The sequence below is a fragment of the Rathayibacter sp. AY2B3 genome (assembly GCF_002931755.1).
Lineage (GTDB): Bacteria > Actinomycetota > Actinomycetes > Actinomycetales > Microbacteriaceae > Rathayibacter.
The window spans coordinates 22654-41252 of record NZ_PSUG01000016.1 but is presented as its reverse complement, the minus strand read 5'-3'; the positions used below and the strand labels follow the sequence as shown (position 1 = coordinate 41252).

Here is an 18599-nt window from a genome sequence, read left to right as displayed (position 1 = left end):
TCTGCAGGCCCGAGTCGTCTCGGGCGCTGGTGAGTCCGCGTCAGACCGGGCCGGCCCCCGCTGCTCGGTCTCGGGCGAGCCGAGGGAGCAGTCGGACGAGGACGACCATGCCGACGAGTTCCACGAGAGTCTGCGTGACGACGACGACCGGCGCGAGCGCGAGCGGCGCCGGGAGCGCGAGTGCGAGGGGCAGCACGACGAGCGAGTTGCGGGTCGCGCCGCTGAACACGAGGGCGCGCGTCGCGGGCACGTCGAGTCGGAAGACGCGTCCAGCACCCAGCCCCAGAGCGGTCATGACCACGAGGAATCCGGCGTAGAGCGGCACGAGGACGAGAAGCCGGCCGGCCGAGGCGCCCACGGCGCCGGCCTGGGAGGCGACGACGGTGAAGAGCGTGGCCGTCATCAGCGGCACCATGAGCCCGAGCATCGTGGACTCGACGATCCGTCCGGCTCTGTGTCGGCGCGCCAGGGCCTGCACCAGACCGGCCGCGGACAACGGCACCACGATCAGCAGAAGGAACGCCCGCACGAACGGACCGGCGTCGACCACCGCCACCCCCGCAGGACCGATGACGAGCAGCAGATAGACGGGGAGGAGGAGGATCTGCGCGAGCATCAGCAGCGGTGCGGCGGCGAGCAGTCGGTCGGACGCTCCTCCGGCGAGGCCGGCGAACACGATCACGTAGTCGATGCACGGCGTCAGGAGCACCAGCAGGACCCCGAACAGCAGCACCGGAGTGTCGGCGACGAATCGGGACAGCCCGTAGGCGACGAGCGGCACGACGACGAAGTTCAGCACCCCGACCGCGGCGAGGAAGCGGCCGTCGCGCAGAGACCGTCCGATCGCGGCGAACGGGACCCCGAGGAACGTGGCGAACAGCAGCAGCGCGAGCACCGGTTCGATCGCGACATCGAGGTGGTGCGCGGCGGGCAGCAGCAGTCCGAGAGCGGCGCCGGCGGCGATCGCCGCGAGGTAGAGCGGGATCTGGCGGTGCTCGAGCCAGGCGACGAGCGCTCTCACGACAGCAGGCCGGCGAGAAGGAGGGGCACGGGTGCAACGGTAGAGGTTCGCCGCCCGGCTCACCGACGTGGCCGAGACCACCCGCGATCTGCCGGCGCTGACCTGATCGCGCGTCGCGCGGAAGCACCGCCGCACAGTGAGTCCGCTGACGACCGCGACCTGGCGCGCCCGGGCGGATGATGGTCGGGTGAACCGCACCGACCGTCTCTACGGGCTCGTCGAGGAGCTGAGGGCGGTCTCGCCCCGGCCGCGGAGCGCGCGCCGTCTCGCCGAGCGGTTCGAGGTGTCGGTGCGGACCATCGAGCGGGACCTGTCCGCGCTGCAGCAGGCGGGTCTGCCGATCTGGGCGGAGCCCGGCCGCACGGGCGGCTACGTCATCGACGCGTCGGCGACCCTCGGTCCGGCCGGGTTCACGCTGGAGGAGGCCGTCGCCGTGCTGATCGGCCTCAGCGCGCTGCGGCGCAGTCCGTTCCGGCAGGCGGCCCGGACCGCCGCCCGGAAGACGCTCGCGGTCCTGCCCGACGACGTGGCCGCCCGCGCCGGCGCGGTCGCCTCCCGGGTGCACTTCCTCGAGAGCGAGGAGGAGGCGCCCGTCCCGGCGGAGTTCGCGACGGCCCTCCGAGCGGATCGTGTCGTCCGGCTCCGCTACCGCGACAGCAGCGGTGCGGAGTCGGTCCGCGACGTCGAACCGCTGGGCTCGATCGGGAAGGAGGAGCACTGGTACCTGATCGCGTGGTGCCGGCTGCGCGAGGGGGTCCGGGCGTTCCGCGGCGACCGGATGCTGTCGGTCGAGGTGACCGACGAGCGGCCTCCGCAGCGCACCCTCCGAGCCGAGGACCTCGCGCTCCAGTACGGACGACTGCGGTCCGTCGTCGACGACTGACCCGCTCCGGGGACGCCGACGGCCGCCGCGGACCTCGCGGGGACGAGGACGATCTGCGGAAACACCGACAGGACGGTGTCGCGACGACCGGCGAGCCTGGTGCCTCCACCTCGTCCCCGCCCCTGAAGGAGCCCCATGCCGTTCACCTCCCTCCGCCTCGTCACCGACGACCTCGACGGCCTCGTCGCCTTCTACGAGCAGGTCATCGGCCGTCCTGCCGAGCGCCCGGCGCCGGTCTTCGCGCAGTTCACCGGAGCGGGCGCGACCCTCGCGATCGCCCACACCACGACCGTCGGGATGCTCGACGGCGCCGTCGTCCCCGCGTCGAACCGCTCCATGCTGCTCGAGTTCGAGGTGCCCGACGTCGACCGCGCCTTCGCCGAGCTCGCACCCCGGAGCGAGGACGTGGTGCTCCCGCCGAGCACCATGCCGTGGGGCAACCGCTCCGCCCTCGTCCGCGACCCGGACGGGAACGTCGTCAACCTGTTCAGCAGGCCCGCAGGCTGACCGGTCGCGTTCCGTCGGCCGCGCCCGCTGGGCCCTGCCCGAGTGGCGGCCCGACGACCGGAGTGGGTCGCGACGCGTTTCAGAGAGCCGTTCCCCGCCGGGACGGCGTCATGACGCGCTGCCGGGCGCTGCGAGCTCGCCCGTGAGGTACTGCGCTCGACCGAAGCCGAAGGACCAGTCCGCCGCGGTGTTCTCGACGAAGCCGACGACGAGGTCGGCGCCGTCGACGCCGATCTCCTCCAGCGCGGCGGCGAGTGCGGCGAAGAACGTCTGCTTCTCGTCCGTGGTGCGTCCGGTCTGAGTGAAGATCTGGATGACCACGACCTGCTCGGACCTCTCGATGCCGAGACCGACGTCGAGGGCGGTGAGCCGGCCGGGCTTGTGCTCGGTGACGATCTGGAAGCGGTCGCGCTCCGGGAGGCCGTAGACCTCGACGAGGGTGCGCATCAGCGCGTCGCCGAGTGCGGTGATCTGCTGGTCGGAGCGGCCCTCGATCAGGTCGATGCGGATGAGCGGCATGGTGATTCCTTCGGGTCCGGGGAGGTCGTCGCACCGTAGCGTGCGGCCTGCGCCGACCTCTGCCCCTCCCCTGCGTCTCCTCTCAGCCGGGCGGCGTCGGAAGGATCGGGCAGCCTCTCCTTGCTGGCGCGTCAGCGGGGCTGGTGCTTGCATGGCCCTCATGTCGACCCCGTCCGCGCCTCCGCCCTCCTCGCCCCGCGCGGAACCTCACGACGGTGCGATCTCGGGGCGGCTGAACTGGTTGCGGGCGGGCGTGCTCGGCGCGAACGACGGAATCGTCTCGGTCGCCGCTCTCGTCGTGGGCGTCGCCGGCGCCACGACCGCCACGGCACCGATCCTGACGGCGGGCGTCGCAGGGGTCGTCGGCGGTGCGATCTCGATGGCGCTGGGCGAGTACGTGTCGGTGAGCAGCCAGAGCGACAGTCAGCGTGCACTGATCGAGAAGGAGCGCGTCGAGCTGGCAGAGGATCCCGCCGGGGAGCTCGAGGAGCTCGCCTCTCTCTACCAGGCGCGGGGCCTGACCCCGGAGACCGCGCATCGGGTCGCCCGCGAGCTGAGCGAGAACGACGCTCTGACCGCGCATCTGGAAGTGGAACTGGGCCTGAGCGAGGAGGCGGTCGCCAGTCCGCTCGCCGCCGCCGGCGCCTCGGCACTGTCGTTCCTCCTCGGCGCCGCGCTGCCGCTGCTGGCGATCCTGCTCCCTTCGCCGGAACAGAGGGTTCCGGTGACCTTCGCTGTGGTGCTGATCGCCCTCGCCGCGACGGGGTTCATCAGCGCCCGGGTCGGCGGCAGCCGGGCTCTGCGGCCGATGATCCGCATCGTCGTCGGCGGCGCTCTGGCGCTCGCTGCCACGTTCCTGATCGGGTCGCTGCTCGGCACGTCCGGCGCGATCTGATGCCCCGGATCCTCGTCGTCGAGGACGACCCGCAGTTGGGTGCCCTCGTCGAGCGGGGGCTGCAGGAGGACGGCTACGACGTGCATCTGGTCGACAACGGTGTCGATGCGCTGATCGCCTTCACGGCGGGAGACGTCGACGTCGCCGTCGTCGACGTCATGCTGCCGGGGATGACCGGGTTCGAGGTCTGCCGTCGGCTGCGCGAATCGGGCAGCACCGTCCCGGTGGTGCTGATCACGGCGCGGGACGCCGTCGAGGACCGGATCTTCGGGCTGGACTCGGGCGCCGACGACTACGTCACGAAGCCGTTCCACTTCGGCGAATTGAGCGCGCGGATCCGCGCGCAGATCCGCCGCCGGACCAGCGGCCCACAGCCTGTGGTGCAGATCGGAGCGCTGCGCCTGGACGCCTTGGCGGTGCGGGCGACCGTCCGCGACCGCCCTTTCGCGCTGAGCGTGAAGGAGTTCACCCTGCTGCGCTTCTTCGCCCTGCGGCCGGACGAGGTGCTGACCCGGACGGGGATCCTCACCGAGGTGTGGGGGTCGTCGGAGACGTTCGAGCCGACTCTCGTGGACCAGTACGTCAGCTACCTCCGCAAGAAGCTCGCGCTCGCCGATACGGGCCTTCGGATCACGACGGTCCGCGGCGCGGGGTACCGGCTGGAGCGCGCCGAGTGAGGCTGCTGCGCTCCCTCTCGATCCGCTCCCGGATCACTCTCGGCAGCCTCCTCGTCGCGCTGATCGGGGTCGGTGCGACCACCCTCGTACTGCACGCGCAGTTCCGCAGCATCGTGGTCGCCTCCGAGGTGACCCTCGCCGAGGGCGACCTCGCCCCGTACCTCGCCGATCTGCGATCGGAGCCGACCGAGACCCCTGACCCGCCGGCCGAGGGGATCCTGATCTTCGCGCGCGCTCCCGGCGGTGCGGTCCCCGTCGACACGATGCCGCACGACGTCCACGAGGTCCTGGACCGCAGCAGCGGCAACGACGGCGCCTCGACGGTCGTCACCGACGAGGACGTGCGGTTCACCGTCGTCTCGCGGACCCTCGACACCGGCGCGGGCACGTGGGAGCTCTGGGCGGCGCGCAGCGGCGCCGGCAGCGACCTCACCGTCGCGGCCCTCGACCGGACGCTGCTCGTCAGCGCCGCAGCCCTCGTGATCCTGTCCGCTCTCGCCGCATGGCTGCTCACCGGCGTCGCCCTGCGTCCGGTCGAGCGGATGCGCCGCACCGCCGCCTCGCTCGGCGATCGTGACGGAGGCGAGCTCCCCGTCGGCTCGGCGACTGATGAGCTGTCGGACCTGGCGGAGACGCTGAACGCCTTCCTCGCCCGGACGCGGGACACGGCGGATCGGGAACGGCAGATGGTGTCCGCGGCCAGCCACGAGATCCGCACGCCACTGGCCGTCGTCATCACCCAGCTCGAACTCGCGCACCGGCACTTCGGCGACGCGGACGCCCTCGAGACGGAGATCCGCGCCGCCGAGGGGTCCCTCGCTCGCCTGTCCCGGCTGGCGACGAACCTCCTGGAGCTCTCCCGCCTGGACGCCGCCCCGCCGGTCGCGGCGCGCGCGACGGCGCGCGAGCTGGAGACCGAGCTGATGGACTCCGTCGACCGGCTGAGGACGATCGCCGGAGGCGCCGGCCCCGAGATCGAGCTCGACACCGCGATCGAGCGGGCCGATGCGCCCTACCCGCTCTCGGCGAGCGCGTTCTCGCGGATCCTCGACAATCTCGGCGCGAACGCGATCGCTGCGACGCCGCCGGGAGGACACATCACCCTCCGTCTGCGCCAGCACGACTCCGGCCTCGAGCTGCACGTCGAGGACACCGGGCACGGCGTGCCGGAGGAGTTCGTGCCGCACGCCTTCGAGCGCTTCTCCCGGCCCGACGAGGCGCGCACCAGCCGCGACGGCGGCAGCGGGCTCGGGCTCGCCCTCGTGGCGGCGCTCGTCGACACCGCGGACGGCTCGGTCGCCCTCGAGAACCGCAGCTCCGGCGGAGTCGCGGTGACGATGGTGCTGCCCGAGCGGTGACAGCCGGGCCCTCGACGACCGATCGCAGGAGGCCACCGGCTCCGACGACTGATCGCTCCGACGAGCGAGCGCACGCACTGACTCCGCCCGGTCGGCGCCTCGCAGCTCGGCGGTGAAGCGGGGAGTGGGCTCCGAGGACGGGCGAGCGATCGTTCGAGGGCTCACACGAACGCGTCGATCCGGCGGAGCGCGCGGGACAGGCGCGTAGCGTCACGAGGACAGCACCCCTCGACCGAAGGCGCCCCCGATGAACGACTGGCAGATCAACGGCCTCCCTCTCCACCCGCTCCTCGTGCACGCCGTCGTGGTCCTGCTCCCCCTCGCCGCACTGATGCTCGTCCTCGGCAGCGTCTGGCCCGCCGCCCGCCGCAGGTTCGGGATCTTCACCCCGATCATCGCCCTGGCCGCGCTGATCGCCGTCCCGCTCACCACGCAGGCCGGCGAAGCCCTCGAACGCCGGACGGAGCCGTCCGCGATCCTCGAGCTGCACACGGAGCTCGGCGATCACCTGCTCCCCTGGGCCGCCGGCCTGTTCCTCATCGCCCTGGTGCAGTGGCTCTGGTTCCGCCGCACGCGACGGAGCGATGACCACGCCACCACCCGCCGCCCTGTCGTCGGGATCGTGCTTGCCGTCGCAGCGATCGCCGTCTCCGTCGGAGCCACCATCGACGTCGTCCGCATCGGCGACTCCGGGGCGCAGGCCGTCTGGTCCGACTCCACCACCGGCACCGACCAGGCACCCGCGCCCAGCGGCGACAGCGACGACTGAGTCCCCGACGGATCAGCGCTCATGCCCCTGCGACGGAGGACGCGCCTCCTCCAGCCTGCCCCGCCCGCTGGATGCGCGCCCGCACCAGCCGCTGCAGCAGCGCGGGGTAGAGCTGAACGGCGATCGTCGACCCGAGCAGCCAGGCCGCGCCGCCGGTGAGGACGAGGCTCCGGACCACTCCCCCTCCCTCCTGCCCGTGCTGCGGTGTCGGACCCGACCACCGGCGCACGCCTCCCATGATGACCGCTGCCGGGCAGTCGCCGTCAGGCCGGTACCGAGAGGGTCGCCGTGAAGACCGGCCCCCGGCGGGCCGGGTGAACGACGTCGAGACGGTGACGGTCCCGCCTGCCCGGGCGAGGATCGCCCGGGTGATCGCGAGGCCCAGACCGGCACCGCCGTCGTCACGGGCTCACGCCGGGCTGGGTCGACCCGCGCCTCACCAGGTCCGTAGGCAGGGTGATGGCAGCCGGGCGCTCCCCCTCGATCGCCTGCAGGAGGAGGCGGACCATCTCCGCGCTGATCCGCTCGAAGGGCTGCCGCATGGTCGTCAGCGGCGGGTCCGTCGTGAGGGCGACGGCCGAATCGTCGAATCCGCCGACGGCGACGTCCTCCGGCACACGCTTGCCGAGCCGGGCGAGTGCGTCGATAGCGCCTGCTGCCATGCGGTCGTTGGCGGCGAAGACGGCGTCGATGTCGGGATGCGCGGCGAGAAGCGCCTCCATCGCAGTGGCCCCACCGGCCCGTCCGTAGTCGCCGAACTCCACCGCCTCCGCACCGCCCACCTCCGCGCGGTAGCCCGCGAGCCGCGCGATCCCTCCCGTAGTGTCGGGCGGTCCGGCGATCGTGGCGATGCGCGAGCGTCCGAGGCTCCGCAGATGAGCGACCATCTCCCGCGCTCCCTCCTCGTCGTCGGCGGCGACGTAGCCCATGCGCTTCTCGTAGCCGACCGGCACGCCGCAGGCGATGGCCGGCACTGAGGATCTCTGGATGTCCGTGAGCAGCCGTGCGCCGACGTGGGCGGAGATGAGCAGGACCCCGTCGACGTGGCCCGCGTCGATGTAGGCGAGAGCTCGCCTCTGCTCGTGCTCCGTCCCCGCGAGGATGAGGACGAGGGCGACGTCGTGCTCCGCGAGTGCGGCTGAGGCGCCTCGGAGCAGAGTGGCGAAGTTCGGATCCTCGAAGAGCGAGCGCGCGTCCTCCGTGAGGAGGAAGGCCACCGTGTCGGTGCGGCTGCGGGACAGGCTCCGGGCGTGGGGATTGGCGCGGTAGCCGGTCCTCGTGATCGCCGCCTCCACTCGCGCGTGCGCTTCGGGGCTGACCCATCTTCCGCCGTTCAGCACGCGCGAGACCGTCCCGCGCGAGACACCGGCCTCGACAGCGACGTCCTGAATCGTGGGGCGTGAGGGCGTCCCGCCTCTTCCGCGCGAAGGCATCCGCGTCACTTCACCGCCCCGGCCGCCAGGTCGACCCGCCAGAACCGCTGCAGGACGAGGAACATCGCGATCAGCGGCAGGATCGAGAGGAGTGCCCCGGTGATGACCAGCGTGTAGAGCGCCGGCGCGGAGGCGCCCTGGTTGAGCAGCCCGTTCAGGCCGACCGTGAGCGGGAAGAGCGAGTCGTCGCCGAGCATGATGTACGGCAGCATGAAGTTGTTCCAGATCGCGACGAACTGGAAGAGGAAGATCGTCACCAGCCCCGGCAGGAGCATCGGAACGGCGATCCGGGTGAAGATCCCCATCTCCCGGGCGCCGTCGGTCCGGGCGGCCTCGATGACCTCCGTCGGCACGGCGGCCGCGGCGTAGATCCGCGCGAGGTAGATGCCGTAGGGGCTGATGATCTGCGGCAGCAGCACTCCCCAGAACGAGTTGGTCAGCCCCACCTCGGCCAGCAGGAAGTACTGAGGGATCGCGAGGATCACGCCGGGGACGAGGACGCCCATCAGCAGGACGGCGAAGACGCCCTTCCTGCCTGGGAAGTCGAACTTCGCGAGCACGTATCCCGACAGTGCCGATACCCAGGTAGAGGCCACTGCACCGACGCCCGCGTAGAGCGCGGTGTTCAGCATCCAGCGCCAGAACAGACCTCCCCGGTACTGCGCGAGAGCGACCACGTTGTCGATCAGATGCGAGCCGGGCGCGAGCGTGAAGGTGGAGAAGAGCTCGCCGCCGCTCTTCGTGGACGCCGTCACCACCCACAGCACGGGGAAGAGGCAGTAGACGGCGCCGATCAGCAGGATCGTCGTCGCGATCCAGCCCGGACGTCCGCGATCGGGGTCGCGGCGTGCGGTCCTGGACCGTGTCCGCCCGACGGTGCGGGCGGGGGGCCGCTGAAGGATGCCGGGCACGGATCAGTCCTCCTGTCCGAAGGCTCGCTTCTGCACGACCCGGAGGAAGAGGAAGGAGACGGCGAAACTGGCGAGCGCGATCACGACGGAGGTCGCGGCGGCGGAGTGGATGTCGTCGCGGGTGAACGCGTCCCGGTAGACGAGCATCAGCGGGGACCAGGAGGTCGAGAGGCTGTTGGTCAGCGGTCGCAGCGTCGTCGGCTCGGCGAACACCTGCAGAGTTGCGACCATCGAGAAGAGCGCCGTCATCACCAGAGCGGGGGTGACGATCGGGATCTTGATGCGCAGCGCGATCTGCAGATCGCTCGCCCCGTCGATCCGTGCCGCCTCGTAGACGTCGGAGGGAATGGCCTGGAGGGCGGTGTGGATGACGATCATGTTGAATCCGACGCCGCCCCAGAGCGCGATGTTCGCGATCCCGAAGACGACGGCGCCGGAGGACAGGATGTCGGGGGCTTCCCCGCCCAGCCGCTCAATCACGTACGCGAAAGGCGAGACGGCCGGCAGGTAGAGGAATCCCCAGAGCAGCGAGGAGATGACGGCCGGTACGGCGTAAGGCAGGAAGATCGAGACCCTCGAGAACGAGACCGCACGGGCCCGCCTCGCGTCGAGGAGGAGAGCGAAGAGGAGCGCGAGACCGAGCATGCACGGGATGAGGACGAGCCCGTAGAGGAGCACCCGTCCGACGCTGGCCCCGAACTCCGGATCGCTGAGCGACCCGAGGTAGTTCTCGATGCCGGCGAAGACCTGCTTCCGGCCGCCGGAACCCAGGCCGAGCCCAACGGCCTGCTTCTTCTGGAAGCTGAGCATGACGGTGTAGAGGATCGGCGCGGCCATGAAGGCGGCGAAGAGCACGATCGCCGGTGCGAGCATCGCATAGGGAGCGAGTACTCGGGCGCGGAAGCCGGTGCCGAGTCGACCTCTCCTCGGCGGCGCGGTCGGGAGAGTCAGGGGTGGGGGAGCCATGCCGAGTCCTTCGGAACGAGAGCGGTCGGGAAGCGGCGCCGGATCCTCGCCGCCGGGAGGTGCGCGGCCCGATGGTGGACGCGGGCCGCGCACCGGTCACTCCACGGAGAAGCCGCTCTTCACGAGGTCGTCGGAGGTGATCCGCTGCATCTCGGCCACGGCGTCGACGAAGGCGGACCGCGTCCTCGCGGCGGCGGCCTTCGCGAACTCGTCGTTGTACGCGCTGAAGGCGACGTTCACGTTCGGCCCGTAGGTGAACGGAGCGACCGACTCGGAGGCGGCGGCGGCGATGTCGGAGAAGTCCCCCTGGGTGCTGAAGAAGTCGGGCGGGCTGCTGAGCGCTGCTCTCGCCGCCTCGGTCGCCGCCGGGTAGACGCCCGCGACCTCGGCGAGTGCCGCGACCGCCACCGGATCCGTGTTCAGCCAGGTCGCGAACTCGGCAGCGGCCGCGGTCTTCTTCGTCTGACTGGTGACTGCCGTGGTGCTTCCTCCCCAGTTCCCGCTGGAGGGGTTCGCGGCGTCCCACTGCGGCAGAGCTGCGGCGATCCACGCGCCTTTCGTGTCGGGGGCGTTGCCGCTGAGCACGCCGGGTGCCCAGACGGCGCTGATCCAGCCGACCTGCGAACCGTCGTTCAACCCTGCGTTCCACTCCGGCGTGTACATCGGCGTGTTGCCGATCGCCCCGGATTCGACGAGCTCTCCCCAGTAGGCCGCGACCTTCTCGGTCGGTCCGGCGTCGATGTCGACGCCCCAGCTCCGGTCGTCCGTCGACCACCAGGAGGCTCCGGCCTGCTGCGCGAGGCCGGCGAACCAGCCCGCGTCGTTGGAGGAGAAGGTGCCCAGGTGTCGGGCCGGGTCGGAGGCGTGGACGGCCTCCGCGGCCGCGGCGTACTCCTCCCACGTCGTCGGGACGCCGAGGCCGAGGCTCTCGAGGATGTCCGCGCGATAGTAGGCCATCATCGGCCCCGAGTCCTGGGGGATCGCGTAGACGGCGTCACCTCCGAGCGTGACGGCCGACCAGGTGCCGTCGGAGAAGCTGCCCTCCAGACCGCCGGCGCCTTCGTCGGAGATGTCGGCCAGAGCATCCGCCGCGACGAGGGTGGGGATCTTCTGGTACTCGGCCTGAACCAGATCGGGGGCTCCGCTGCCCGCCTTGACGGCGGTGAGCAGCTTGGTGATGGCGGGGTCGCCGCCGTCCTGCTTGCTGACGGTGACCTGGATCTCCGGGTGGTCCTCGTTCCAGATGTCGACGACCTGATCGAGGTTCGGCGCCCAGGCCCAATACGTCAGCTCGACGGGGCCCGAGGCTCCGTCGTCGGAGCCGGTGGAGCAACCGGTGAGCAGGAGCGCTCCGGTGACAGCGGCGGCGGCGCCGAGGGAGCGGATCCTGCGGAACGGGATGTGCATTCGTCCTCCTTGAAGAAGCTGGTTCGTCGATCCCCGGCGCCTCCGCTCGGGAGGAGGACGGCGGCGTGCCCTGTGAGCGGTTACAGTTAGCCATACGTGTATGGTCCTGTCAACAGTGGCGCAGCCACCCGCACCAGGGCACGACACTGGGACCGCGCACAGCCGAAGGAGACAGCTCGCATGACCACCGCTACCGGCGACACCCCCTCCGCCTTCCGCTACCGGCTCCCCGGAGCCGACGGGCGTCCGCTCCCCCGGGCTCCGTGGATCCCGGGGCGGCCGGGGCTGCGTTACGGAGGCGACTACAACCCCGAGCAGTGGCCGCGGGAGGTCTGGGCGGAGGACGTCGCCCTGATGCGCGAGGCGGGCGTCGACCTCGTCAGCGTCGGGATCTTCTCCTGGGCACTGCTCGAGCCGCAGGAGGGCCGGTACGACTTCGGGTTCCTCGACGAGCTGCTCGATCTGCTGCACGGCGCCGGGATCGATGTCGACCTCGCGACCCCGACGACCGTCCCGCCCGCCTGGTTCTGGAAGGCGTACCCGGACGCCCACCCTGTCACCCGGGAGGGCGTCACCCTGGGCCGGGGCTCGCGCGGCATGGTCAGCCCGAGCTCGCCCGAGTACCGGGCGGCGGCCGTCGCCGTCACGGAGCAGCTCGCGCAGCGCTACGCCGCGCATCCCGCGGTGGTCCTCTGGCACGTGCACAACGAGTACGGCGCTCCGGTCAGCGAGGACTACTCCGACTACTCCGTCGCGGCCTTCCGCGCCTGGCTGCAGGCGAAGTACGCGACGCTCGGCGCTCTGAACGCGGCGTGGGGCACGCTCTTCTGGGGCCAGGTGTACGGGGAGTGGGACGAGATCGACGCGCCACGGGTCGCGGCCACCGTCGTGAACCAGACGCAGCGGCTCGATTTCGCCCGCTTCACCTCGGACGCGCTCCTCGCCTGCTTCACGGCGGAGCGCGACGCGATCAAGCGCTACTCGGACAAGCCGGTCACCACGAACTTCATGGCCACCACCTGCCCCTCGATCGACTACTGGAGATGGAGCAGCGAGGTCGACCTGGTCTCGAACGACCACTACCTGGCCGCAGAGCGCCACGACAACCATGTGCTGCTGGCGATGGACGCCGACCTCACGCGATCTTTCGCCGGAGGGCGTCCGTGGATCCTCATGGAGCACTCGACGTCGGCCGTGAACTGGCAGCCGCGCAACATCGCGAAACGCCCCGGTGAGCTCGCACGCAACGCCGCGAGCCATCTCGCGCGCGGGGCCGACGCGGTCCTCTTCTTCCAGTTCCGGGCCTCCCGGTACGGAGCCGAGAAGTTCCACTCCGCGATGCTCCCCCACGCCGGGGCGCGGACGCGGGTCTGGAAGGAGGTCGTCGAGTTCGGCGCCGACCTCGACCGCCTCTCAGCGGTCCTCGGCTCCGTCGTCCGGACTCGCGTCGCGATCCTGTGGGACATCGAGTCCTTCTGGGCGCACGATCTGGAGTGGCGGCCCTCGGTCGAGCTCGATCACCGCGAGCGGATCGAGGCCTTCTACTCCGCGCTCTGGAAGCGCGGTGTCACGGTCGACTTCGCCCACCCCCACTCCGATCTCAGCGGCTACGGCCTCGTCCTCGCCCCCTCGCTCTACCTGATGGACCGGACGTCGTCCTCGAACGTGACCGAGTACGTCCGCGCCGGCGGCACGTTCGCCGCCTCCTACTTCTCAGGGATCGTCGACGAGAACGACGCCGTGCACGAGGGCGGCTTCCCCGGCGCCCTTCGCGAGGTCCTCGGCCTCTCGATCCCCGAGTTCCTGCCGCTCCGCGACGGCGAGGTCGTCGAGCTCGACTCCGGAGCGCGAGGAAGCGGCTGGACCGACGACATCGCCCTCGAGGGCGCGGTCGAGAGAGCGCGGTACGCCTCCGGACCAGCTGCCGGAGGACCGGCGATCACCCGCAACGTGCTCGGCGACGGATCGGCCTGGTACCTCTCCACGCGGCTTCGGGGCGACGACCTCGCGGACTTCGTCGACACCCTGCTCACGGACGCCGGCATCACTCCACCCGCCGAGACAGTGGAAGGGCTCGAAGTCGTCGTCCGCCACGGTGACGTCGCGGACTTCACCTTCCTCATCAACCATGCCGAGACGGACGCGGCGGTCGCGAGCCCCGGCACGCTCGAGCTCATCACCGGCAGCACCGTGGACGGGACCGTGGTCGTTCCGGGGAAGGGCGTCCGGGTCGTGCGGCGGGACCACTGAGGATCGACCACCTGCTTCACTCCGAGGTCGAGACCTCGCGGGAACCGCGGGTGCCGCGAAGGTACTCGAAGGTGCGCAGGGATTCGAGGGGACGGCCGTCCGCAGCGAACAGGGCCTGGTTGTCCCAGGCCGATCCGCCGTGACTCCCGCCGACGTGGACCGGGTCGTAGCCCGCGGCGCGGCTCGTCGCCCATCCCGCGCCGAAGCGCTCCCAGAGCGACCGGTTCGCGGCGAGAGCCGATGGAGGACCGACGGGCAGCCAGGCCGGCTCCCAGTAGAAGACGCCGATGCCCGTCGATCCGACATCGCGCACTGCTGCGACGACATCCCGGAGAGCCGTCGCCTGGCCCTGCACACTGATCGGGTACCGGCTCGAAGAGGGAGCAGTGGCGATGACGTTCGGATGCCCGTCGCCGTCCGTCAGGGTGTACGGCCACGAGGTCTCGGCGACCATCACCTCCTTGCCGTAGGTCCGTGAGACCTGGGCCAGCACCTCGGTGAGGTTCGCGGTCGAGCCGTGCCAGTACGGATAGTAGGAGCTCGCGAAGACGTCGTAGTCGACTCCGAAGCGGTGGAGCCCCGCGGCGATCGCCGAGTACCGCCCGACGGATTCCGGGTTCGTGAAGTGCAGAGCGACAAGAGCATGCGGCAGCACTTCCCGCACGGCGGAAGCACCCGCTGCGAAGAGCGCTGCGAGGGAGGCGTCCATCGATGTGGCGTCGCGGGAGTAGCCGGCCATCCCGGTGTTCGTCTCGTTTCCGACCTGAACGACGCGCACGTCGACGCCGGCGTCCTCGAACCTCCGCAGCGCGCTGACCGTGAAGCCTCGCACGGCTGCTGCCGTCGCCTCCGGCGTCGAGCCGGCCCACGACTTCGGAGCCAGCTGACGACCGGGGTCCGCCCAGAAGTCGGAGTAGTGGAAGTCGACCAGCACTCCCAGTCCAGCAGCCGTGGCGCGTCTGCCGACCTCGACGGCTCGCCCGACGTCGACGTTCCCGCCGCCGTAGCCTCGGCCGCGGTCATCGAACGGATCGTTCCACACCCTGACCCGGACCGCCGTGACGCCCGCATCAGCGAGGACGGCGAAGAGATCCGCCGGAGAGCCGCTCCTCTCGCGGAAGACGACCCCGCTCTCCTCGAGGGAGAGGACGGAGGAGACGTCGACACCGCTGAGGAATCCCGTGGACATGCCGTCGACGCGGCTCACGACGACCGGGACACTCGTCGAGGCGGCAGGAGCGACTGGGGCCGGTGCGACCGTCCCGACGGTCAGGCAGGCGATCACAGCGGTGATCGAGAGGTGGAACGTTCTGCTTCGTCGCATGGTCGACCCTTCCGAGCGGTCCGTCACGGAGGAGGAGCCCCGCCGCCGCGGTCACGATCGCCGACCATAGGTTCGAGCGGCCGAGGGAACAACAGCCTTCTCCGTACAGGCGCGGCTTCCACCAGAACTGGCGCGGACGCGGAGCCGTGACGACCCTTCCCAAAGGGCTTCACGACGATGAGCCGCTCCCCGCTCGCGCGCCGCAGTCTCACCCGGGCGCCCCGCACCGGGCATCCGCCGCCTTCTCGACGGCGCTTCCTTGACACCGCCGCCGGCCGGTCATCATCATGCAGTCACGACCGGCGGCGGCGTGCCACCGGCGACCCGACAGGAACGGTGCACCGATGCCCACCACGATCTTCGTCAACCTGGCCGTCGCCGATCTCGCCCGGGCGAGAGCCTTCTACGAATCGCTCGGCTACTCGATCGACGAGGGCTTCAGCGACGAGAACGCCGTCAGCGTGGTGATCAGCGACACGATCACCGCGATGCTGCTCACGCGGGAGTTCTTCGCGGAGTTCACCAGCAAGCCGATCATCGACGCCACCACCTCGACCGAGGTGCAGCTCGCCCTCAGCGCCGACAGCAGGGAGGAGGTCGACACGCTCCACGGGAAGGCCCTCGCCGCGGGGGCGACCCCGGCCGGCGAGCAGGACCACGGATTCATGTACTCCAAGAGCTTCGACGACCTCGACGGCCACCACTGGGACTTCGTCTGGATGGACCCGGCGGCGGCAGCGGGCGGCGCACCGGAGCTGTCCGTCGAGGAGATCCGAGCGAACACGACGCACAGCTGAAGCGCGACCCGCGACGCCGACGGTCGGCGTCCGCGACCCCGCGACGGCACGCCCTCGCAGTCACACTCCGTCACGATCCGACGCGCACTCCCCTCGGCCTGACAGGCTCCCGGCATCCGCCTTCCGGGCGTCTGGACAGGAGCACACCGTGACGATCACTGCACCGGCGACCACCGCGACCACTGCTGCGGCGAGCGCCGCGACCACGACCGCGGCGCCCGCACCCCGTGCCTCCGCGGCGGCAGGCTTCACCACGCGCCAGGTGCACGCCGGTGCCGCGCCCGACGGCGCCCACGGGGCGCGCGTCACTCCCGTGCACCTCAGCGCCGGCTTCGTGTTCGACAGCTTCGAGCACGCCCGCGAGAGGTTCGCCGGGGAGGACGAGGGCTACTTGTACACCCGCAACGGGAACCCGACCACCGAGGAGGTCGAGCGCCGGCTCGCCGATCTCGAGGGCGGTGCCGAGGCGATCCTGGTGGCGAGCGGCCAGGCGGCCACCGCCTCCGCTCTCCTGGGGATCCTGCAGGCCGGTGACCGGGTGCTCTCGTCGCGCCGCTTGTACGAGGGCAACCGCGGGCTGCTGGTGCAGAACTTCGGGCGGCTCGGGATCGGCGTGGACTTCGTCGACGACGCGTCCGACCTCGGCGAGTGGGAGCGCCGGATCGGACCCGACACCCGGGTCCTCTTCGGCGAGCCGATCCCGAACCCGAAGAACGACCTCCTGGACCTCCCGGCGCTGGCCGCGATCGCGCACCGGCACGGGCTCCCGTTCGTGGTCGACAACACGCTCGCGACCCCGTACCTCCTCCGCCCGATCGAGCACGGGGCCGACGTGGTCGTGCACTCGACCAGCAAGTTCCTCGCCGGGCACGGCTCGGCCCTCGGCGGCGTGATCGTCGACGCCGGCACGTTCGACTGGGCGGCGCGCCCCGCGCTCTTCCCGCACCTCAACCAGGAGGAGCGGTCGTTCGGCGGGCGCAGCTGGGCCGAACAGCACGGCCGACGCGCGTTCGTCTCCTACACGCGCGAGATCGTGGTCTCCCGCCTGGGACCGACGCCGTCACCGCTGAACTCCTTCCTGCTGCGGCAGGGCGTCGAGACGCTGTCGCTGCGAGTCGAGCGGCACTCGGCGAACGCCCTCGCCGTCGCCCGCTTCCTCGAGGGGCGGCCCGAGGTCGTGTCGGTGGACTACTCCGGTCTGGAGTCGAGCCCGTCGTTCGCCCTCGCGCAGCGCCTGCTGCCCCGCGGGCAGGGCTCCGTCTTCTCCTTCACCGTGGCCGGAGGAGAGGCGGGCGCGGCCGCCTTCATCGACGCCGTCGAGCTGTTCAGCCACATGACCCATCTCGGCGACGTGCGCTCGCTGGTGCTGCACCCCGCGTCGACCACCCACGCCGGGCGCACCCCCGCCGAGCGCGCCGCCGCCGGGATCCACCCCGGGCTCCTCCGGCTGTCGATCGGGATCGAGGACGTCGACGACCTCCTCCGCGACCTCGAGCGCGGGCTCGCCGCGGTGCGCGCACGCGCCCTCCCCGCACTCGCGGGGGTGTGAGCGTGGCGCGCCGTCAGCACTTCGGCTGGTTCTTCTCCCGCGGCTTCGGACCGCAGGGATGGGGGCACCCCTACCGGGAGTGGAACCACGACTGGACGAAGCCCGGCCTCTACCAGCAGTCGGCGCGCGAGCTGGAGCAGGCCGGCTTCGAGCTGATCGTGATGGAGGACGCCGTCTCGCTCGGCTCCCCGGAGACGCTCGATCTGCGGGTGCGGGGAGCGTACGGCGGGCCGAAGCACGATCCGCTCCTCCTGGCGCCGTACCTGTTCGCAGCGACCGAGCGGATCGGGCTGGCACCGACGATCAACGCCGGCATCACGCCCCCGTACCTCGCCGCCCGGCAGGCGGCGACCCTGCAGCACCTCAGCTCCGACCGCTTCGGGATCAACCTGGTCACCGACGTCGGCAGCGCCCGCCACGTGGGGCTGGAGCCGCTGTCGCACGACGCGGCCTACGACCGGGCCGACGAGTGGATGGCGGTCGTCCGCCGGCTCTGGCACAGCTGGGGCGAGGGCGCGCTGGTCGCCGACCCCGGGTCGGGCCGCTACGCCGACGGCACCCGGATCGACGCGTTCCGGCACCGCGGGGAGCACTTCCGCGTGGACGGCCCCCTCAACGCCGTCCCCTTCGAGAACGGCGACCCGATCGTGGTCTCCCCCGGCGGCTCGCCCCGCGGGCTGGCTTTCGCCGGCACGCAGTCGGACGTGCAGCTCGCTCTCGCACCGCTGGAGGTCCGGGCGGTGCGCGACTACCGGGCGCGCGTGCTCGCCGCGGCCGAGCAGCACGGGCGGACGGCGGACGACCTGCGCGTGCTCTTCGTCGTGAAGCCCGAGATCGTGTCGAGCCCGGAGGAGGCGGCGCGCGTCGTCGAGGCGTCGCGCCACCCCGACGAGGACGCGCTGCGGCGGATCGCGCTCGGCTGGTCGAGCGACCTGGAGACCGACCTCACCGGGCTGGACCTGGACCTCCCCGTCCCGCGGTCGGTGTTCGGCGAGCACGTCTCGCACGGCACCATCGCCGGCCTGTACGGCGGCACGGAGGACGCTCCGCTGCGGGAGCTGCTGACCAGGAAGGCGCGCAAGGGCCGGGTCGCCGACCGCGCCGGCTTCGTCGGCACCGCGGAGGAGTTCGCCGACTTCGTCGAGGAGCTCGGCGACGACGGCGGCAACGACGGGCTCCTCCTCTCCGGAGACCTGCACCCGGTCACCCTGCACCGGATGCTCGACGACCTCGTCCCCGTCCTGCGGCGCCGCGGGATCCTCCGCGACGAGCTCGCCCCCGGCGGGACCCGCGCCAATCTCTTCGGGACGTAGGGGATCACGCCCCCGCCCCT

At 71.5% G+C, this 18599-nt stretch carries 18 protein-coding genes; 10 read left to right on the top strand and 8 right to left on the bottom strand.

Annotation, left to right across the window (positions count from 1 at the left end):
* Nucleotides 1–40 precede the first annotated feature (40 nt).
* Nucleotides 41–1021: an arsenic resistance protein gene (locus C5C24_RS07255; protein ID WP_104304636.1), complete on the bottom strand. Its 981-nt coding sequence runs from the start codon at nucleotides 1019–1021 to the stop codon at nucleotides 41–43.
* 187 nt (nucleotides 1022–1208) lie between these two features.
* Here C5C24_RS07255 and C5C24_RS07250 point away from each other — a divergent pair, with 187 nt between their 5' ends.
* Nucleotides 1209–1904, top strand: coding sequence for a YafY family protein (locus tag C5C24_RS07250; RefSeq protein ID WP_104281847.1), 696 nt, complete (start codon nucleotides 1209–1211; stop codon nucleotides 1902–1904).
* Between the two features lie 135 nt (nucleotides 1905–2039).
* Nucleotides 2040–2411 (top strand): VOC family protein, encoded by a 372-nt coding sequence (locus C5C24_RS07245; protein WP_104304635.1) that lies wholly within the window; start codon nucleotides 2040–2042, stop codon nucleotides 2409–2411.
* A gap of 108 nt (nucleotides 2412–2519) precedes the next feature.
* On the opposite strand, the gene C5C24_RS07240 is transcribed toward C5C24_RS07245, so the two are convergent.
* Complete coding sequence (locus tag C5C24_RS07240) at nucleotides 2520–2930, bottom strand: tautomerase family protein (protein ID WP_104223271.1); 411 nt, start codon at nucleotides 2928–2930, stop codon at nucleotides 2520–2522.
* Nucleotides 2931–3090: 160 nt separating this feature from the next.
* Between C5C24_RS07240 and C5C24_RS07235 the strand changes: the two genes are divergently transcribed.
* The 4 genes from C5C24_RS07235 to C5C24_RS07220 all read left to right on the top strand — a co-directional run bounded on the left by C5C24_RS07235 (nucleotide 3091) and on the right by C5C24_RS07220 (nucleotide 6629).
* Complete coding sequence (locus C5C24_RS07235; protein WP_104281873.1) at nucleotides 3091–3825, top strand: VIT1/CCC1 transporter family protein; 735 nt, start codon at nucleotides 3091–3093, stop codon at nucleotides 3823–3825.
* On the top strand, nucleotides 3825–4502 hold the full coding sequence (locus C5C24_RS07230; protein WP_104304634.1) for a response regulator transcription factor: 678 nt from the start codon (nucleotides 3825–3827) through the stop codon (nucleotides 4500–4502). The genes C5C24_RS07235 and C5C24_RS07230 overlap by 1 nt, the downstream gene beginning before the upstream one ends.
* On the top strand, nucleotides 4499–5860 hold the full coding sequence (locus tag C5C24_RS07225; protein WP_104304633.1) for a cell wall metabolism sensor histidine kinase WalK: 1362 nt from the start codon (nucleotides 4499–4501) through the stop codon (nucleotides 5858–5860). The genes C5C24_RS07230 and C5C24_RS07225 overlap by 4 nt, the downstream gene beginning before the upstream one ends.
* A gap of 247 nt (nucleotides 5861–6107) precedes the next feature.
* On the top strand, nucleotides 6108–6629 hold the full coding sequence (locus C5C24_RS07220) for a DUF2231 domain-containing protein (protein WP_104281843.1): 522 nt from the start codon (nucleotides 6108–6110) through the stop codon (nucleotides 6627–6629).
* Nucleotides 6630–6648: 19 nt separating this feature from the next.
* Here the strand turns inward: C5C24_RS07220 and C5C24_RS17910 are convergent, their stop codons facing one another.
* From C5C24_RS17910 to C5C24_RS07200, 5 genes are all read right to left on the bottom strand, one after another.
* Nucleotides 6649–6807, bottom strand: a complete 159-nt coding sequence (locus C5C24_RS17910; protein WP_181135495.1) for a hypothetical protein — start codon at nucleotides 6805–6807, stop codon at nucleotides 6649–6651.
* A gap of 223 nt (nucleotides 6808–7030) precedes the next feature.
* Nucleotides 7031–8062, bottom strand: coding sequence for a LacI family DNA-binding transcriptional regulator (locus C5C24_RS07215; protein ID WP_104223277.1), 1032 nt, complete (start codon nucleotides 8060–8062; stop codon nucleotides 7031–7033).
* 5 nt (nucleotides 8063–8067) lie between these two features.
* Complete coding sequence (locus C5C24_RS07210; protein ID WP_258062243.1) at nucleotides 8068–8877, bottom strand: carbohydrate ABC transporter permease; 810 nt, start codon at nucleotides 8875–8877, stop codon at nucleotides 8068–8070.
* 99 nt (nucleotides 8878–8976) lie between these two features.
* A complete protein-coding gene (locus tag C5C24_RS07205; RefSeq protein WP_104223278.1) occupies nucleotides 8977–9939 on the bottom strand; it encodes a carbohydrate ABC transporter permease in 963 nt (320 codons plus the stop codon).
* A gap of 96 nt (nucleotides 9940–10035) precedes the next feature.
* A complete protein-coding gene (locus C5C24_RS07200) occupies nucleotides 10036–11346 on the bottom strand; it encodes an ABC transporter substrate-binding protein (protein WP_104304632.1) in 1311 nt (436 codons plus the stop codon).
* 180 nt (nucleotides 11347–11526) lie between these two features.
* Here C5C24_RS07200 and C5C24_RS07195 point away from each other — a divergent pair, with 180 nt between their 5' ends.
* Complete coding sequence (locus tag C5C24_RS07195) at nucleotides 11527–13596, top strand: beta-galactosidase (RefSeq protein WP_104304631.1); 2070 nt, start codon at nucleotides 11527–11529, stop codon at nucleotides 13594–13596.
* 16 nt (nucleotides 13597–13612) lie between these two features.
* On the opposite strand, the gene C5C24_RS07190 is transcribed toward C5C24_RS07195, so the two are convergent.
* Nucleotides 13613–14920, bottom strand: coding sequence for a glycosyl hydrolase 53 family protein (locus tag C5C24_RS07190; protein WP_104304630.1), 1308 nt, complete (start codon nucleotides 14918–14920; stop codon nucleotides 13613–13615).
* Between the two features lie 344 nt (nucleotides 14921–15264).
* On the opposite strand from C5C24_RS07190, the gene C5C24_RS07185 reads away from it, so the two are divergent.
* The 3 genes from C5C24_RS07185 (at nucleotide 15265) to C5C24_RS07175 (ending at nucleotide 18579) form a co-directional block, all read left to right on the top strand.
* Nucleotides 15265–15717 carry a VOC family protein gene (locus C5C24_RS07185; protein ID WP_104257611.1) on the top strand — a complete coding sequence of 151 codons (453 nt, stop codon included), beginning with the start codon at nucleotides 15265–15267 and terminating at the stop codon, nucleotides 15715–15717.
* 262 nt (nucleotides 15718–15979) lie between these two features.
* Nucleotides 15980–17266, top strand: a complete 1287-nt coding sequence (locus C5C24_RS07180) for an O-acetylhomoserine aminocarboxypropyltransferase/cysteine synthase family protein (protein ID WP_104304655.1) — start codon at nucleotides 15980–15982, stop codon at nucleotides 17264–17266.
* 2 nt (nucleotides 17267–17268) lie between these two features.
* Nucleotides 17269–18579, top strand: coding sequence for an LLM class flavin-dependent oxidoreductase (locus C5C24_RS07175; RefSeq protein WP_104304629.1), 1311 nt, complete (start codon nucleotides 17269–17271; stop codon nucleotides 18577–18579).
* The last annotated feature ends 20 nt before the right edge of the window (nucleotides 18580–18599 follow it).

Coding starts and splice junctions, on each gene's coding strand:
- C5C24_RS07245 (WP_104304635.1), top strand. CDS start 2,040: ATGCCGTTCACCTCCCTCCGCCTCGTCACCGACGACCTCGACGGCCTC.
- C5C24_RS07240 (WP_104223271.1), bottom strand. CDS start 2,930: ATGCCGCTCATCCGCATCGACCTGATCGAGGGCCGCTCCGACCAGCAG.
- C5C24_RS07235 (WP_104281873.1), top strand. CDS start 3,091: ATGTCGACCCCGTCCGCGCCTCCGCCCTCCTCGCCCCGCGCGGAACCT.
- C5C24_RS07230 (WP_104304634.1), top strand. CDS start 3,825: ATGCCCCGGATCCTCGTCGTCGAGGACGACCCGCAGTTGGGTGCCCTC.
- C5C24_RS07220 (WP_104281843.1), top strand. CDS start 6,108: ATGAACGACTGGCAGATCAACGGCCTCCCTCTCCACCCGCTCCTCGTG.
- C5C24_RS07215 (WP_104223277.1), bottom strand. CDS start 8,062: ATGCCTTCGCGCGGAAGAGGCGGGACGCCCTCACGCCCCACGATTCAG.
- C5C24_RS07205 (WP_104223278.1), bottom strand. CDS start 9,939: ATGGCTCCCCCACCCCTGACTCTCCCGACCGCGCCGCCGAGGAGAGGT.
- C5C24_RS07200 (WP_104304632.1), bottom strand. CDS start 11,346: ATGCACATCCCGTTCCGCAGGATCCGCTCCCTCGGCGCCGCCGCCGCT.
- C5C24_RS07195 (WP_104304631.1), top strand. CDS start 11,527: ATGACCACCGCTACCGGCGACACCCCCTCCGCCTTCCGCTACCGGCTC.
- C5C24_RS07190 (WP_104304630.1), bottom strand. CDS start 14,920: ATGCGACGAAGCAGAACGTTCCACCTCTCGATCACCGCTGTGATCGCC.
- C5C24_RS07185 (WP_104257611.1), top strand. CDS start 15,265: ATGCCCACCACGATCTTCGTCAACCTGGCCGTCGCCGATCTCGCCCGG.